Raw genomic sequence first — 16870 nt, forward strand, 5'->3', positions numbered from 1 at the left:
GAATTTATTACTATTTTGGCTCTAGTTTAAGCGTAAGACTTCTGCGCCGGCAGGCGGGATAAAAGTAAAGCGATTAGCTGGTAGGTTCACGTTGAGCTGGATCTTATCCAGGGTAACCAATACAACGCTACCTAATCCATCTATCAGCTCTAGCGCTTTAGGCAGGCCGTTAGCCATACCTACTGAGATCTTGGTATAGGGCAAGTCGTTGCTGTTTTTTGCATTGGGATTTTTCTTGGGAGCGAGAGCGACCCACTTCATGCCCAGACGATCTTCGCCCTCTACTAAATCAAAATGCTGATCTAGTGAAGTCTCACCAAATAGGATTGCGGCTGGTGTAGCTGCTAAAGCCTGACCAGCAGGCCTGAAAGTGGCTTGATTTAAATCCTTGTCCCACAAAATGAGTTGCTTGCCATCGGCAATGAGTTTTTGCTCATATGGCTTTTGGGTATCCCAAATGAATCGGCCCGGACGCTGAAACACGAAACGTCCTTGTGTTTGACGAACTACTTTTAAGCCTTTGTCTTGCGGTTCATTTGCTTTAGGTGCGCGCAACTGCTGCTGCACAAAATCACCTTCAGCGGTTTTGGAATTACGTACAAACTGACGTAACTGCTCCGCACCACTTTCACTTTCGGCTAATGTCAAACCTGAAGATAAAAGAACTGTGAGCCCTAAAGCCGCTACTGAGAAAAATCTACGCAAGGGGATCGCCTTATTCAGAAGGACGATGAAGGATTTCGCGATTGCCGCCATTACCCATCTTCGAAACTAAACCAGCTTTCTCCATATCCTCGAGTAAGCGGGCTGCACGGTTATAACCAATGCGCAAGTGACGCTGCACTAAGGAAATAGATGGGCGCTTGTTTTCTAGAACAATGGCTACTGCTTGGTCATACAAAGGATCGGCTTCGCCACCACTTTCACCAGTCAGCGCATCAATATTAGATTCGTCCGCACCCTCAAGAACGCCGTCAATGTAATTGGCTTCGCCCTTCTCTTTGAGCCACTCCACCACACGATGAACTTCATCATCAGAAACAAAGGCGCCGTGAACACGCACTGGCAAACCAGTACCCGGTGCCATGTAAAGCATGTCACCCATACCAAGCAGTGCTTCAGCACCCTGTTGATCTAGGATGGTACGGCTATCAATTTTTGAACTTACTTGGAATGAAATACGGGTTGGCACGTTGGCCTTAATCAGACCGGTAATCACATCCACGCTTGGGCGCTGTGTAGCTAATACCAAGTGGATACCAGCGGCACGAGCCTTCTGTGCAATACGCGCAATCAACTCTTCAATCTTTTTGCCAGAAACCATCATCAAGTCAGCCAACTCATCGATCACGATCACGATCACCGGCGCTTTATAGATTGGCTCTGGATCATCTGGAGTCAAGCTAAATGGATTGGTGAGCTTCTCACCTTTTTCTTCCGCTTCTAAAATCTTTTTATTAAACCCTGCAAGATTACGCACGCCAAACTTACTCATCAGTTTGTAGCGACGCTCCATCTCATTTACAGCCCAATTGAGCGCGTTGTACGCTTGCTTCATGTCTGTTACTACTGGGCACAAGAGATGTGGAATCTTGTCGTACATAGCCATCTCAAGCATCTTCGGATCAATCATGATCAGACGTACTTCATCAGGCTTCGCCTTAAAGAGGATGGACAGAATCATGGCGTTGATACCAACGGACTTACCAGCACCAGTAGTACCAGCAACCAAGCAGTGTGGCATCTTCGCCAAGTCAGCAACGATCGGGCTCCCAGAAATATCTTTACCCAATGACAGAGTCAAATTGGAATGACTGTCGTTGTAAACCTGTGAACTTAAAATCTCAGAAAGGTAAACCGATTGACGCGTTGGGTTTGGCAATTCCAGGGCCATACAAGTCTTACCTGGAATGGTCTCCACTACACGCATACTCACGACGCCCAAAGAGCGCGCCAAGTCACGTGAGAGGTTCACAATCTGACTGCCCTTCACACCAACAGCAGGATCAATTTCATAACGAGTTACTACTGGACCTGGGTAGGCGGCAATGACTTTTACTTCCACATTGAACTCGGCTAACTTGCGCTCAATTAAACGGGAGGTAAACTCCAATACATCCGCTGAAATAGTTTCTTTTGCTTCTGGAACCGGATCAAGCAAGGCCAAAGGTGGCAACTCTGAATCCGGAATATCTACAAATAATGGTTGTTGCTTCTCGCGCTCTACTCGAGCACTTTTCGGAATCTCTACTGGAGCTCGAACAATTTGTACCGGTTTAGCAATTTCAACGCGACCGCGGAACTCTTCCACGAACTCTTCGCGCTCTTCAGCGGCTGCTTCACCTAACTTGCGGTCCTCTTCGCTATCGCGACGCTCACGCAAACGGTTATAAGCAAGCTCAAGGGAACGCCCCACTTTTTCAGCAACATCCAACCACGAAAAATGCAGAAATAAAGACAGGCCCGCACAAAGGGTAAACAAGAGAACCAGGGTTGAGCCGGTAAAACCTAAGGTCATTTGCAAGGGATCGCCAATCAGCTCACCCAAAATGCCACCAGGAGGCCTTGGAAGCTCCCAGGTTAAGGAGTGCATCCGAATAGACTCAAGACCCATACTGCTCAATAAAGTCAGTCCAAAGCCCAACCAACGCATTAATAAGGAGTCTGGCTTGGCATCGGGATCTGGGGGCAAAGGAATGCTCCAAAGCTCACGCCAACCGCTCAGAACACGACGCCCAAAGAGTACTACCCACCAAAAAGCCGAAATACCGAAGATATAGAGCAATAAATCCGCTAAATAGGCCCCAAAACGTCCACCTAGGTTCTTGGGAGCCTCAAAACTAGCATGCGACCAAGCGGGATCGGCCTTGGAATAAGTCACCAAAATGGCGAATAAGCCCAAACAAAGACCAAAAGAGATGAACCAACGGGCCTCCAATAAGAGGCGGGGCATCCTACCCTGCCCTTGATTCTCAGGGGGCTGGGGGCTTAAAGGGGTTTTGGACTTCGGGTATGCGGTTCTTGCCATGTTCTACCGATTGTAATCAAGCAATCCTATAATTTGGAGATGACTACAAATACTCCAAAACACTCCAAAGTCCTTATTCTAGGTTCAGGCCCTGCCGGCTACACGGCTGCCGTATATGCAGCCCGCGCTAATTTGAGCCCAACCCTCATTACTGGCCTGGCACAAGGCGGTCAATTAATGACCACTACTGACGTAGAAAACTGGCCAGCTGACCCAGGCGGCGTCCAGGGACCAGAGCTCATGGATCGCTTTTTAAAGCATGCAGAGCGCTTTAATACCAACATCATCTTTGATCACATTCATACTGCGGCCTTGACTGAAAAGCCTATCCGTTTAGTCGGTGACTCAGGCACCTATACCTGTGATGCTTTGATTATTTCTACCGGCGCTTCTGCTCAGTACATCGGCCTTCCTAGTGAAGAGGTCTTTATGGGCCGCGGCGTTTCTGGATGCGCAACATGCGATGGCTTCTTCTATCGCAATCAAGACGTTTGCGTAGTTGGTGGCGGTAATACGGCTGTTGAAGAGGCACTCTATCTCACAGGTATTGCCAAGAAGGTAACTGTGATTCACCGTCGCGATAAATTCCGCGCAGAACCAATTCTGAATGACCGCCTCATGGCGAAAGTAGCTGAAGGCAAAGTCGAACTCAAATTGAACTCGACTCTTGACGAAGTGCTTGGCGATGACAAAGGTGTTACTGGTGTGCGCATTAAAAAAGCGGACGGCAGCACAGAAGATATTGCTGTTACTGGCGCCTTTATTGCAATTGGTCACAAACCCAATACCGAATTATTTGTTGGTCAGTTAGACATGAACAATGGCTACCTAAAAACTCACTCCGGATTGGAAGGCAATGCTACCGCTACTAATATCCCCGGCGTATTTGCAGCGGGTGATGTGCAGGATCATATCTATCGTCAAGCCATTACCAGCGCCGGTACAGGCTGTATGGCTGCATTAGATGCACAGCGCTATTTAGAGACTTTGGCTTAAAACAAGTTAAACAATCAAATAAAAATGCCTAGCGCTGCTAGGCATTTTTATTTCTAAGGAATCAATCAAACACTGAGAGCAAGCATTGCAATCTCAGGCGCCCTATCCAAAATCTTCAATAAAGCTTTAGCTGCACCTGTGGGGCTACGTTTACCCTGCTCCCAGTTTCGAATAGTCTCTAAGGAAACTTCGATGCGCTTAGAAAATTCTTGCTGAGATAGACCAATCCTCTCACGAACACCTTTTGCATACTGAGCAGCATCTAACATTGCATCAGCATCATCTTGCTGTTGATGCAGTTTAATCAAACGCTCTGATGTCGCATCCAGCAATTTTTTATCGACGAACCCCTTAGGGAAGCTACTAGGATCATTTAGATCCACGCTAACTCGAATGATTTTCTTCATAACTATTCCTTTTGACTAATAGTAGGTCAATGGCCTACTATTAGTCAATCAACCTAGGGCACTTATCTATAGGCATCACTCTAGAAAGCCTTAAAATAGAGCCCATAAAGCATTCATGGCTTTAATAGCAGGAAATAGATTCGATCTTCAACAGCAAGGGTCCGCCTCTTTGCTAAGATCGAAGCGCACATTAATCACTAACCGGAGTATTTATGAGTTTCGACAAGGTCAGCCCAGGTAAGAAAATCCCAGAATCATTCAACGTCATTATTGAGATCCCAATGAATGCGGATCCAGTGAAGTATGAAGTAGATAAAGAAACTGGCTGCCTCTTCGTTGATCGCTTCATGGGCACAGCAATGCACTACCCATGCAACTACGGCTACATCCCTAAAACGATCGCTGGTGACGGCGATCCTGTTGACGTCCTCGTGATTACTCCATTTGCATTGGTTCCAGGCTCAGTAGTAAGCTGCCGCGCTATCGGTATGTTGGAAATGGAAGATGAAGGCGGACAAGACGCGAAGTTATTGGCCGTTCCAGAAGACAAGATTCTGCCAATCTACAAACATTTACAAAAACCTGAAGATGTAAACGAGTTACTCCTCGCCCAAATTCAGCACTTCTTTGAGCACTACAAAGATCTCGAAAAAGGTAAATGGGTCAAAGTTAAAGGTTGGACTGGTGTTGCTGGTGCCCATAAAGAAATTTTGGACGGCATCGAAGGCTACTCAAAGTCACAGAAGTAATTTATTTGCAATTGGGAGTGAGCTCGCAAACAATCGCCTTAGCGCAAATCAACCCTCTGTTGGGTGATTTGCCTGGCAATGCGCAGCTCATCTCTCAAGCTGCCTCAGATGCATACGCACAAGGCGCCACACTAGTTCTTACGCCAGAGCTTTCGCTCACTGGCTACCCTCCAGAAGATTTACTCTTGCGCCCGGCCTTCATCGAGGCTGCAGATCGTGAGCTCAGTTGCTTGATGCTAGAGCTCCAGAAATTTCCGGGGCTGACTGTCATTGTTGGTCATCCCAAAAAGACTGCTATTGGTTTACAAAACTACGCCTCCGTTATTCGTGATGGCAAAGTGATTGCGGGCTATGCCAAACAAGAATTACCCAACCATGAAGTATTTGATGAGGTGCGCTATTTCACGCCAGGTAAAGAAGCCTGCGTCTTTGAAAATGCTGGTATCCGTTACGGCGTGATTCTTTGTGAAGATGCCTGGCACGCAGGCCCTGCCAAACAAGCTCATGCTGCTGGCGCCCAAGTGTTACTAGTTCTCAATGCTTCGCCTTATCACCTCCAAAAAGAATCGTTACGGATTGAGGTGCTACGCAAACAGATTGCCCTAAACAAGATGCCATTGGTCTATGTGAACGCAGTAGGCGGACAAGATGAATTGGTTTTTGATGGTGGATCATTTGCCTTAAATAGCGCAGGCCAAGTAGTCATGACGATGCCGCAATTTGAAACTGCACTTGGCTATGTCAATGTCAATGCAGCGGCCGATTTGGAGCAAGGAACGCTAGTAACTCCATCTACCGTAGAAGCTCAGGCCTATCAAGCACTTGTTTTAGGTGTGCGTGACTATGTTCAGAAGAATCGTTTTCCGGGGGTCATCATTGGCCTCTCTGGAGGTGTTGACTCTGCATTGGTATTGGCGATTGCAGTGGACGCCTTAGGCGCAGACAAAGTGCGCGCCGTCATGATGGCTTCACGCTATACGGCGGACATCTCCTGGATCGATGCCAGGGAGATGGCGAAGAACCTCAATGTTCAATACGATGAGATTCCTATTAGCGAACCTGTAGATGCTTTAGAGCTTGCCTTGGCTGAGCAATTCAAAGGATTGAAGCTCGACGCTACCGAAGAGAATATTCAGGCACGAGTGCGCGGCACTCTCTTGATGGCCCTATCCAATAAAACAGGCCGCCTAGTTTTAACCACCGGCAATAAGAGTGAAATGGCTGTGGGCTATTGCACCTTATATGGCGACATGGCTGGTGGCTTTGCTGTGATTAAAGATATCGCCAAGACTTTGGTCTATCGCTTATGCGCTTATCGCAATAGTATTTCTCCAATCATTCCAGAGCGGATTTTGACGCGCGCACCTTCCGCAGAATTACGCCCTGATCAAACCGATCAAGACAGCCTGCCATCGTATGAGGTATTGGATGGCATCGTAGAGCGCTATATGGAGCAAAACCAATCCATTGCCGAAATGATTGCCGCCGGCTTTGATCCTGAAAGCGTAGAAAAAGTAACCCGCCTGATTAAGCTCAATGAGTACAAGCGTCGCCAAGCACCTCCCGGCGTACGCGTGACCACCCGAGCCTTTGGGCGTGACTGGCGCTACCCTATTACGTCTCAATTTAGGGCGTAACTAGGCATTGGTTTTCAGTTCTAGGTATGATTACTGTATTAAGGGGAATATATGAAGCTAATCACATCCATTATTAAGCCGTTCAAACTTGACGAAGTTCGTGAAGCCTTAGCTGAAGTAGGCGTTACCGGACTGACTGTTACCGAAGTAAAAGGCTTTGGTCGCCAAAAAGGTCACACTGAGCTCTATCGTGGCGCTGAGTATGTAGTCGACTTTTTACCCAAAGTAAAAGTAGAGGTAGTTGTTGCTGATGACCGCGTAGATTCAGCAATCGAAGCTATCACTAAAGCTGCGCGCACTGGCAAGATTGGTGACGGTAAGATTTTTGTTAGCCCTATCGAACAGGCTATTCGTATTCGCACTGGCGAAACTAACGACTCAGCAGTTTAAACAGCAGCATTCAATGCGCTAACTCTCACGAGGGTTAGCGCTGCTGAGAATCTGTCCGGTCTACGGATGGAGCCACCACTTCAGCAGCATCCAATACCAAGGTTTTGTAATTTGAATTTGTCAGGCGAACTTTTGCGCCTTGGAAGAATACGTCTGCCTGAGCAAGACCGCCAGTCAGCACTTTAAATGGTGGCTTGCCATAAAAGGATGCGCCCACACCCGGCTCAACCATCTTATTTTGCATCTTTCCAGAAGCATCGCTCACGCAAATAACCTGCTTCGATTTAACTTGTACATAGACCATATCTGCCGCCTTACGTGGCGCATCTGGCTTGTAATTAATAATGCCCTCCTCGGCAGGGCAGGCTGTTGACGCTTCAGCACTAGCCGCAGGAACTGCTGCTGGCGTAATTGCGGTCGGGGCAACCGGTGCAGGTTCTGCAGGAGTTGCTGCAGGAGCGGGCTCAATAATTTCCTCTTTGACAACAACGATTTCTTCTGGCTTGTCCGCAAACAATATCGGGCGTAAGTTGATAGCGGCAAAAACTGCCGCTGCAATCACGCTAAGCCAAAGAAACAGCTTCTTTGAGGAAGCGGGCTTTGAGCTTGATGCATTAGCAGACAAAGGAATTTCTTTTGAGATACCTTTTGGAGACTCCACTTGTTTAGTCTCCATTTTTTTGACTGGCTCTTTTTTTTCTTCTTTAATGACCAATGCTGGAGTTTGAGTCTCCTCCACTACTTCTTTAACTGCTACAGCTTCTTTTTTTGGCTGCACTTTTTTTGCTGGAGCTTCAATAGACGCTTCAATCTTTGGCGCTTCAATATTTTTTGCTGGGGCTTGAATGCCGAAGTCAAATGCTTCCTCATCACTTAAGTTGAGTAGCTTGGCTACTTTTTTTGCGGCGGTAAATTTAATTTGAGCGCCGTAGAAAGAGCTCATCTCACCGCTTTCAATTTGCTCAATCTGACGTGTAGACAAACAAGCCATTCCACCAAGATCTTTAGTAGAGAGGCCCAGCTTTTCCCTGGCCTTTATGAAGGCTTCCTTGGAAATCTCGGGTAGCTTGGAGTTTGAATTCACAAAAGTACTTTAAGTGTTTGAAATAACAAAATAAATTAATGAATAATCATAGCCAGGAAACACCCTCAGGGAAATTAGCTCAAGAGCTAGTTTTTCTGGAAATTCTCAAGATCAGATTCAAGGTACTTTGCGACTAAAGTCTGAACTGATTCCACATTCATCTTATCCATCACTCTAGCCTTATGGACCTTAATCGTGGCATCAGTTGTCCCCAGTTTGACGGCAATATCCTTATTAAGCAATCCCTTAACTAGCCAAAAGCAGACTTCCTTTTCTCTAGGGGTGAGGGTTGCATAGTCTTTCTTGGTTTCAACCTCTTTAGAAACACGTTTAAGCTGGCGTCTATCAAACTCCAGGGCATCCGCAACTGCCTTCAGCAAATCCTCCAAATTGAAGGGTTTGAAGAGAAAATCCAGGGCGCCACGCTTCAGGCTTTTAACAATCTGATGGGGGTGGCTCTGGCCACTGACGAACACAATCGGGGTTTTACGCCCCAGCTGGATCAATTTCTCCTGTAAATCTAGCCCAGTCATGTCTGGCATTTGCATGTCGAGCAGGATGACGGCCGGAGCAACCGGCAGTGAATCCTCTAAAAATGTCACCGCAGAGGAAAAATCTTCCACGATATAGCCCACGTCCTTCAGCATCCTACTCAAAGAGGTACGCATGGATTCATCGTCATCGATTAGGTAGATGTGGCCGACTTTAGTCATTGAATTTGAAGGAAAAAGTGATAGATATGGCAATGTACTGCAGCTAGATTTAGAAGGATATTAGCTTTGGAGCTAATAATGAGCCTCAATCAGCAAATACAATAGGAGAAATCTACTTGTTGCAGTGCATAACAAGAACATAGGCAAGTCTTCACAAACCCCTGCGTTCACTGTTGTCTCACGGCACAATAGAGCTTTTCGACAAATTCTTTTCTGGAGTCCATATCAGCATGAAACGCCTCAATGAACGCTCGCGTAATGTCACCGAAGGGGTTGCTCGCGCACCCAATCGCTCAATGTATTACGCGATGGGCTATGAAGAGAAGGATTTTGTTAAGCCGATGGTTGGTGTAGCAAATGGTCATTCCACTATCACCCCTTGCAATAGCGGTTTACAAAAACTGGCAGACGCAGCGGTAGCTGCCCTTGAAGAAGCTGGTGCAAAAGCGCAAATGTTTGGAACACCCACTGTCTCCGATGGTATCGGCATGGGTACTGAAGGCATGAAGTACTCCCTCATCTCACGTGAAGTGATTGCGGATAGTATTGAAACTTGCGTCAACGGCTTATGGCAAGACGGTGTTCTAGTCATCGGTGGTTGCGATAAGAACATGCCGGGCGGCATGATGGCGATGGCACGCACTAACGTACCAAGTATTTATGTTTATGGCGGAACAATCAAACCGGGTCACTTTAAAGGCAAGGATCTGAACATTGTTTCCGCATTTGAAGCCGTTGGTGAATTCACCTCAGGCCGCATGAGTGAGGAAGACCTCAAGGGCGTAGAGCAACATGCTTGTCCAGGTAGTGGATCTTGCGGCGGTATGTACACCGCAAACACCATGAGCTCCTCCTTTGAAGCTTTAGGTATGAGCCTGCCCTACTCTTCCACTATGTCCAATGTAGATGCGGAGAAGGTTGCCAGTGCGCATGACTCAGCTTTAGTGCTAGTTGAGGCAATTAAGAATAATTTACGTCCACGCGACATCATCACCAAAAAATCGATTGAGAATGCAGTGAGCGTGATCATGGCTGTTGGTGGATCTACCAATGCTGTTCTCCATTACTTAGCAATCACTAGCGCTGCTGAGATCGACTGGACTATTGATGACTTTGAGCGCATTCGTAAGCGTGTTCCTGTCATCGTTGATATGAAGCCTTCTGGACAATATTTGGCAACCGACCTTCATGAGGCTGGCGGTATTCCGCAAGTCATGAAGATCTTGCTAGATGGCGGACTTTTGCATGGTGATTGCATGACCATCACTGGCAAGACTATTGCTGAAACATTGAAAGATGTTCCATCAGTGCCGCGCGCCGATCAAAAAGTGATTCGTACTTTAGACAACCCTCTGTATAAGCAAGGTCACTTAGCTATTCTGAAGGGCAATATCTCTCCTGAAGGTTGCGTTGCCAAGATTACTGGTCTCAAGAACCCATCTATTACCGGCCCTGCACGTGTATTTGATTCTGAAGATGATGCAATGGCAGCCATCATGGCGCAAAAGATCAAGGACGGCGACGTCATGGTGATTCGTTATGAAGGCCCTAAAGGCGGTCCAGGCATGCGTGAGATGCTTGCCCCTACCTCCGCACTGGTTGGCCAAGGCTTAGGTGAGACAGTAGGCCTGATCACTGATGGACGCTTCTCTGGCGGCACCTGGGGCATGGTAGTTGGTCACGTTGCTCCTGAGGCATTTGTAGGCGGTGTAATTGCCCTTATTCACGAAGGTGACTCGGTGACGATCGATGCCCATAAGCTCCTTATTCAACTCAATGTGAGCGATGAAGAGATTGCGAAACGTCGCGCCGCTTGGGTACAACCTAAACCACGCTATACCCGTGGCTTGCTTGCCAAGTATGCTCACCTTGCAAGCACTGCAAGTAAAGGTGCAGTAACAGATCTGAACCTAGACTAAGCAACAAGCAATAAAAGAAAAAGCCCCTAAGTAAAACTAGGGGCTTTTTTAATACCTCAGAACAATAAAAACTTAGTGTTTCATTGCTCCACCATGACCAGCACCAGGATTACCCATCGCATTAACAGGCATCTTCACTTCTACTTCGCCTGCTTTAGCAAACTTGAGTTTGACTGGAACAGTTTCACCAGCAGTTAATGGAGCTTTAATGTTCATGAACATTAAATGTAAGCCGCCTGGCTTCAATTCCACTGCGCCACCTGCCGGCACTGGAATATCTTTCACTTGACGCATTTTCATGACATTGCCTTCCATCGCCATCTCATGCAATTGGACCTCGCCAGCTACTGGAGAGCTAGCTGATACCAATAAATCTACGCCACCTTTGTTTTCGATCTTCATAAAACCACCAGCAGCCATTTGGCCTGGAACAGTAGCGCGTGTGTAAGCATTTTCAATTTGTACGCTACCAACTTTAGCGTTCTGTGCCTGAGCCATGCTAGCCAAACCAAAGCCCACTACAGCAACTAATAATGCATTTAATAAAATATTGCGTTTCATTCGTACATCCTCCTAGTTAACCTTAAATCCCGAGATATCTCTCGAGCTCTTTTCCAAACTGCTCTCGCTTATTAGCGCCAACAAAAAAACCAATTGGAACTTCTTTAGTAGAAGTCTTTAACACTAAATCTTTGCCTGTTGATTCGTCATGGACCAGCTTAGTCCAAATAGTATTGAACTCATGCTGCTGAATCTTGCCACCCCAACTTCTTTCAAACAATAACTGCTTACCAGAGATCGTAATCTTTTCGTAATCCAAAGCATGTCGTGTATAGACATACAAAGCAATGGTGACAGCCAAGATCTCAATTGAGGTAAAAATGAGGATCATCCAAGCACCGATTAAATAAAAATATCCGGCCACTAGTAAAGAAAATACCACAATGGATATGTAGAAACCTCCCACCTGCTTAGGGGAAAAGGAGCAATTTCTTTTCATCAACCAAGTTTGCATTCTGCTACTTTAACTCCTACTCATAAAAACCAGCATTCATTTAACTGGCCTATCCGATTCCGTGAGGGGATATGCATCTGCAACATAAGCAGGCCCCTTTGCAAGCATCACAATCAAGGCGGCAATGGCTAAAGTCAGAACCATACCCAAAAAGAAGATCTCCGTACCAACAACCAAGATATCAATGATTCGTTCCGCCTTAGGTGACAACAATAATCTCGCCAACAAGCTAGGCAGTGCAATTGCTAGACTACCCATTACCGTAAATTGGGGTAACTGATGCAAAACCTTGCGCTCCAAACCTGGCTCATAGACTTGATATCCAGGCAGCTTTCTTAGCCACTCACTCATGCTGCCAGCCTATCGTAATAACTATTGGCACTGCCACGAACAAAGATATCTCTTTTACCGGCCAACTCTGACTTCAGCGTATCGAGCCTCTCATCAATCATGGCATATACAGGTCGCAGCGATTTAGCCTGCTCAGAAAGCAAGCTGCTGAGTTCACGCTTGGAGAAAACACTCATACCAGCAGTACCCATTAAGGCAAAAATACCAGTGCCTAGCTGACGCTTGTATTTTTCGATGTCATTAATCTTTTTATACAGAATTGCCAAATCTTTTAAGTAGCCCCTACCGATCTTTTTGGGAACATATCCTAAGTAATGCTCATCGAACCCCTGAATCAATGCATCATCTGAAGACAAGTCCTTAGGCAGCTTAACCAGAAATGCCCTTCTAGAAGAATGATTAATCCAAATGTATCGGATCAGCTCTACACAGGAGTAGCGATCGATCGGCTTACGGGATGGAAAGTGATTGTCACAATAATGCCCTTCGAGCAAATTGCTCGGCAGCAAGATCTCTTGCGACACTTTAGAAATAATCTGTTTTGCTGTAGCCCCGTTTTCAGGGCGCTCAATAATGGCGTACATTAAAACCTCCACATTCATTCTCAAATCAAAGGCAATCCTTCTTGCCAAACGACATGGCAAAACCATGTCAACAAAGTGATTTAAGACTGGGTGGGTGGCGCCCTAGAGGGGAGCTGAAGCCAAGCAGACGAAGTGCGATGGGCCTGATAGACAGGCTGAGCTTTAGCCACATAACTTACAGGAGCTTCAAACTCAAACGCGCTAATGCTCGGCAATAAATAGATTGGCTGGACTACGCAGTATGGGCAGTGACTACCCATAGCGGGTGATGAAGAAGTCTCATCATCTCCGATGACCTGAGTCATCTTGCTGCCATTGCTAGAGCATATCTCAACTACAAATCCTTGGCCATTATTAGCCAAAGATAAAGCCTGTGAAACAGCAGGCGCAAGCGCACCCAGCAAGATAGCCAGAGCGGCTATCCAGTGAACGAGCTTGCGGTGCTTAATAAAACGCATCACTAATAGTGCTAAATGAATCAATTACCAAGTCATTGTCTTGGTATTGTCTTTAAATAAAGCCTCGCCAGTCACTTTAGCGCCGCCCATTTTGATGCCAGGCAATAAATCCGCCTCAGTAAAGCCGTAGTGCTTTAAGCACATTGGGCACATGATGACTGTACCGCCTTTGGCGATGATGTTAGCTAACATCTTTTGCTGATCTGGATACTTATCTGCACCAGATTTCACACCCAAGAACACACCCTTGTCGCTCAAGAAAACGCTTAATGGATGACCAGCTTCATTCATATGTGTGCCAAAGCCAAATGCCATCGTTGCACGATGTGGCTCATCGCTAGTTAAGCTAACAAACAAGGGATCATTTGCACCAGCAAAAGCTGATAACGACAAAGTTGCCAATAATGCAACTACCACTGATTTCAAAGTCTTCATAAACATGTCTTACTCCTTTTTAAATGCAACTGATATTTTCTTAATAAATTCAATAAGCGTTTTGATCTAAATCAACCACCCTAATATTCACAAGCAATGGAGGATCAATTAAAGCTTGCGGATAAACCAATCGACCCCCAGGTACCAGGCATTGGATAACCTTGACGGTAGCTGTACTGTTGGTTAAATAGGTTTTCAATCATCACAAATACTTCGCCTTTTTTACCTAATTCTGGGATTGGGTAGGACACGCGAGCATTGGCAACAGCAAAGCCATCAACCTGAGTTGTATTGGTGTAAGCGCTATTTCTAGCCAAGTTCTGCGTATAAATTGATGTCTGATATTGCGCGTCTACGGACACCCTAAACTTATAAACATATCCCGTAAGCGCGGCGTTAAAAGCATTCTGCGGCATGTAAGGAAGGTTCGAAGTGCTATCGTTATTTAAATAAGTCCATCCCAAGAACCCGGTGATTTCAGGAATAATTTCACGCTGGCCAGAAAGCTCGACACCTTTTGTGGTGTATTGGCCCAAGGTTACCCAATTTACAAGCGGAGGGTTCTCAGTAAATGTTGCTCGGTTTGAAATGGCATCTTGGAACAGGCTAAGATCAATTCTAGATTTTTTATCTGGGTAAAACTTTCCACCGACCTCAAGATGATTCATTTCCTCTGGTGATAAATTAGCCCAGGAATTATTGGCAGTAGCCCCAAATCTTTTTGCCCATACCGCATTAGCGGCATTCATGGCCGGCCCTTCTAAGCCGGGATAATTAATTCCTTTAGAAGCATTGGCAAATAATGTTACGGAATCCGAAATTAAAGAGATACCGCCATATGGTGCCGTCTTAGAAGCGTAGTAATTATTTTGATAAGTTCTAACGCCAGCAGAAGGCTGTAATGACCAAGCGTCACCGAACCTGAAGTTATGACTCAGACCAATATATGGGGAAGTTAGTTTAAATGTAGGAAGATTGGTTTTTACGGTAGGAGGGTTTACTGGCGTAGGATCGCCAGGAAAAAACGGAACTCCAGCAGCTGGACTAGTTTGAGTCACGCTTCCATACGAGGTATCGTAGTCCAAACCAAGCAGCAAGCTACCGCCAGTCCATGGGGTGATATTTTCTTTCCAACGAAAGCCTTGCATAGTGAATGGGTTATTTTCAGTTCCCCATCCGCCTTGGTCATTGTCATTATTGATATTCCCCTTACCAGTATTACTGTAAAAACGGAATTCACCCTCAACAGCATCGTAACGATGCTTAACGAACGCCGTAACCATTTGAGCTCCTGAGTCATAGGTTGGGGCAATCGCTGGTGCTGGCAAGGTGTTGTTTCCAGGGTCTGAAGCTGTATTGTTAATAGCCATGCCACTAACACCCACAGACCAATTCTGATCAAGCTTCAGCCCTAGGCCACCCATGATGTTGCTTAATTGACCACTTGCATTTGCTCTTTGACCATTTGATTTAGAAAAACCTTGAGCCAATGAAAAATCAACGTCGTTATACCTACCGGCCATATCAACTTGTTCAATTACCGTGTTGTATGAGCCATAAGAAACACGAGCATTGCCCGATACGCCGTTACCTGGTCCGGCTGATTTCGTATTCATATTGATAGAGGCAAAGTTATTACCATTTACCTGAGGTTGCGCGCTCTTGTAGATAGTGATGTCCTTCATTCCATTGACCGGCAGCAGATCTAACAGCGCATGATTCCAAATAGGCATGTACATCGGTACGTTATCAATGTAAGTTTTAATCTCGCTACCAGGCCTACTTAGACCCATACCGCGAATAAAGATTGATCCACCTTCCGCCCCTCCATATGAGCCCACTGGGTTATATCGAGATATCTGGGTTCCCGGCGTATTGCGTAAGGCGGATGCTAAATCGGCTGCGTGCAAATCACGAATTGTTTCATCAGTAATCACGGCAGAGGTGCTGGAGAACTTGTCAATTTCAACTTCGGCAATATCTGGCTTCGCTGTAACGATTACATTTGGCAGGCTTTGCGCATACACATTGCCAGCCACAATGAGTGAAGCGGCAACTGCTAGTTTAGTTTTATGTAGATTCATTTTGAATATCGAATTAGTGTTTTGAATCAGATCCATGCTGCATGCCGTGACCCATAGTCACAACACCATCAAATGAATCCAGTTGTTTAATTTTTTGTGGGGATAGCGATGATTCTGCGGTCTTGAGTTTTGCTGCAATATTGCTGGCAATCTCTTTCGAAATACCTGCTGCTGCAATAGCGCTTGGATCTTTAAAGCCGGCACCACCACAAGCAATGATTTCCCAATCGGAATGCTTTCTTCTCAAAAGAGCACGACCACCCTTTTGACCTTGAGTCCAGTCGGCAATTGCTACTTTTCCCTCAATCACGATCGGGGTGGTTTGCACCTTCAGACTAGGTTGGTCAAACGTCTTTGGAATCAACGCTTTGATCTTCTCCTGAGACTCCACCTCAGTCTGGGAATGTGCAACAGCATGGGGGGCTAAGCAAATAGCTGTAAATATAAATAATGAGACCCCCTTTAAAGAAGGCCAATGCATTTGAATTGAAAACATGACTACTCCACACAACATCACGGCAACATGATTGCCAATTACATAGCTAGGCTATGCCCTAAAAAGATTTAGGCTTGTGTAGGGGGTGCTGCTGAGGGAGGTGTTACCCAAACAGCGAGAGGCTTGGGTGATTGATAGAAAAGCTGCGGCAGCAAAGCCAGTGTTTGCGGCGCTTGGAATGTGAGGTTTGTATTGAATGCTGGCGTGATAGCTGCATGAGCGATGCAATATGGGCAAGGCTGCACCTCTACAAGATCTGCTTGATCTTCACCCTGAACATTAATCTGCGACTTAGTGCCGTCAGCAGAGCAAATCTCCATTGCAAAACCTTGGCCATGCTTCGCTAGCGATACCGCTTGAGAAACTGCTGGCGCAAGTGCACTCATTGCGATTGCTAGAGCAGCAATCCAGTGAATGAGGCGGTTTTTGCGGAAATTCATGATGGTGGAATTTTATCGGAATTTTGCTTTAGGCGTGAAAAAAGGGGCTTGCGCCCCTTTTCTCTTTTGAAATCGCTATTTCTA

19 protein-coding genes are annotated in these 16870 nt (G+C 46.1%); 5 read left to right on the forward strand and 14 right to left on the reverse strand.

Going from position 1 to position 16870, the window contains the following annotated elements:
• Positions 1-21: 21 nt before the first annotated feature.
• Complete coding sequence (locus tag ICN16_RS06855) at positions 22-756, reverse strand: outer membrane lipoprotein carrier protein LolA (protein WP_216135986.1); 735 nt, start codon at positions 754-756, stop codon at positions 22-24.
• Positions 716-3028, reverse strand: coding sequence for a DNA translocase FtsK (locus ICN16_RS06860; protein ID WP_216135988.1), 2313 nt, complete (start codon positions 3026-3028; stop codon positions 716-718). The genes ICN16_RS06855 and ICN16_RS06860 overlap by 41 nt, the downstream gene beginning before the upstream one ends.
• A 39-nt stretch (positions 3029-3067) precedes the next feature.
• On the opposite strand from ICN16_RS06860, the gene trxB reads away from it, so the two are divergent.
• Positions 3068-4024 (forward strand): thioredoxin-disulfide reductase, encoded by a 957-nt coding sequence (gene trxB / locus ICN16_RS06865; protein WP_216135990.1) that lies wholly within the window; start codon positions 3068-3070, stop codon positions 4022-4024.
• A 65-nt stretch (positions 4025-4089) separates the two neighbouring features.
• Here trxB and ICN16_RS06870 read toward each other — a convergent pair whose 3' ends face one another.
• Positions 4090-4431, reverse strand: a complete 342-nt coding sequence (locus ICN16_RS06870; protein ID WP_216135992.1) for a DNA-binding transcriptional regulator — start codon at positions 4429-4431, stop codon at positions 4090-4092.
• Positions 4432-4643: 212 nt separating this feature from the next.
• Between ICN16_RS06870 and ppa the strand changes: the two genes are divergently transcribed.
• Genes ppa through glnK form a run of 3 tightly spaced genes read left to right on the forward strand, consistent with a single transcriptional unit; the run spans position 4644 to position 7207 of the window.
• On the forward strand, positions 4644-5180 hold the full coding sequence (gene ppa / locus ICN16_RS06875) for an inorganic diphosphatase (protein WP_216135995.1): 537 nt from the start codon (positions 4644-4646) through the stop codon (positions 5178-5180).
• 17 nt (positions 5181-5197) lie between these two features.
• Positions 5198-6817, forward strand: a complete 1620-nt coding sequence (locus ICN16_RS06880; protein WP_216135999.1) for an NAD+ synthase — start codon at positions 5198-5200, stop codon at positions 6815-6817.
• 51 nt (positions 6818-6868) lie between these two features.
• Positions 6869-7207 (forward strand): P-II family nitrogen regulator, encoded by a 339-nt coding sequence (gene glnK / locus ICN16_RS06885; protein ID WP_015420723.1) that lies wholly within the window; start codon positions 6869-6871, stop codon positions 7205-7207.
• A gap of 34 nt (positions 7208-7241) precedes the next feature.
• Here the strand turns inward: glnK and ICN16_RS06890 are convergent, their stop codons facing one another.
• Complete coding sequence (locus tag ICN16_RS06890; RefSeq protein ID WP_216136002.1) at positions 7242-8291, reverse strand: helix-turn-helix transcriptional regulator; 1050 nt, start codon at positions 8289-8291, stop codon at positions 7242-7244.
• Positions 8292-8377: 86 nt separating this feature from the next.
• Positions 8378-9004, reverse strand: coding sequence for a response regulator transcription factor (locus tag ICN16_RS06895; protein WP_216136005.1), 627 nt, complete (start codon positions 9002-9004; stop codon positions 8378-8380).
• A gap of 230 nt (positions 9005-9234) precedes the next feature.
• Here ICN16_RS06895 and ilvD point away from each other — a divergent pair, with 230 nt between their 5' ends.
• Positions 9235-10923 carry a dihydroxy-acid dehydratase gene (gene ilvD / locus ICN16_RS06900; RefSeq protein ID WP_216136007.1) on the forward strand — a complete coding sequence of 563 codons (1689 nt, stop codon included), beginning with the start codon at positions 9235-9237 and terminating at the stop codon, positions 10921-10923.
• Between the two features lie 72 nt (positions 10924-10995).
• On the opposite strand, the gene ICN16_RS06905 is transcribed toward ilvD, so the two are convergent.
• From ICN16_RS06905 to ICN16_RS06945, 9 genes are all read right to left on the reverse strand, one after another.
• On the reverse strand, positions 10996-11484 hold the full coding sequence (locus ICN16_RS06905; RefSeq protein ID WP_216136009.1) for a copper chaperone PCu(A)C: 489 nt from the start codon (positions 11482-11484) through the stop codon (positions 10996-10998).
• Positions 11485-11506: 22 nt separating this feature from the next.
• The gene (locus ICN16_RS06910; RefSeq protein ID WP_216136010.1) at positions 11507-11938 is read right to left on the reverse strand and encodes a DUF2244 domain-containing protein; all 432 of its coding nucleotides are present in this window, start codon (positions 11936-11938) and stop codon (positions 11507-11509) included.
• Between the two features lie 36 nt (positions 11939-11974).
• Complete coding sequence (locus ICN16_RS06915; RefSeq protein ID WP_216136011.1) at positions 11975-12289, reverse strand: hypothetical protein; 315 nt, start codon at positions 12287-12289, stop codon at positions 11975-11977.
• Complete coding sequence (locus ICN16_RS06920) at positions 12286-12873, reverse strand: hypothetical protein (protein ID WP_216136012.1); 588 nt, start codon at positions 12871-12873, stop codon at positions 12286-12288. The genes ICN16_RS06915 and ICN16_RS06920 overlap by 4 nt, the downstream gene beginning before the upstream one ends.
• Positions 12874-12953: 80 nt before the next feature.
• Positions 12954-13355: a DUF2946 family protein gene (locus ICN16_RS06925; protein WP_216136013.1), complete on the reverse strand. Its 402-nt coding sequence runs from the start codon at positions 13353-13355 to the stop codon at positions 12954-12956.
• The gene (locus tag ICN16_RS06930) at positions 13356-13772 is read right to left on the reverse strand and encodes a DsrE family protein (RefSeq protein ID WP_216136015.1); all 417 of its coding nucleotides are present in this window, start codon (positions 13770-13772) and stop codon (positions 13356-13358) included.
• 98 nt (positions 13773-13870) lie between these two features.
• Entirely contained in the window at positions 13871-15850 is a 1980-nt protein-coding gene (locus ICN16_RS06935; RefSeq protein WP_216136017.1) for a TonB-dependent receptor, read from the reverse strand.
• 13 nt (positions 15851-15863) lie between these two features.
• On the reverse strand, positions 15864-16346 hold the full coding sequence (locus ICN16_RS06940) for a copper uptake system-associated protein (protein WP_216136020.1): 483 nt from the start codon (positions 16344-16346) through the stop codon (positions 15864-15866).
• Positions 16347-16414: 68 nt separating this feature from the next.
• Complete coding sequence (locus ICN16_RS06945) at positions 16415-16786, reverse strand: DUF2946 domain-containing protein (protein WP_216136023.1); 372 nt, start codon at positions 16784-16786, stop codon at positions 16415-16417.
• Positions 16787-16870 lie beyond the last annotated feature (84 nt).

This window comes from Polynucleobacter sp. es-MAR-4 (genome assembly GCF_018882055.1).
Classification (GTDB): domain Bacteria; phylum Pseudomonadota; class Gammaproteobacteria; order Burkholderiales; family Burkholderiaceae; genus Polynucleobacter.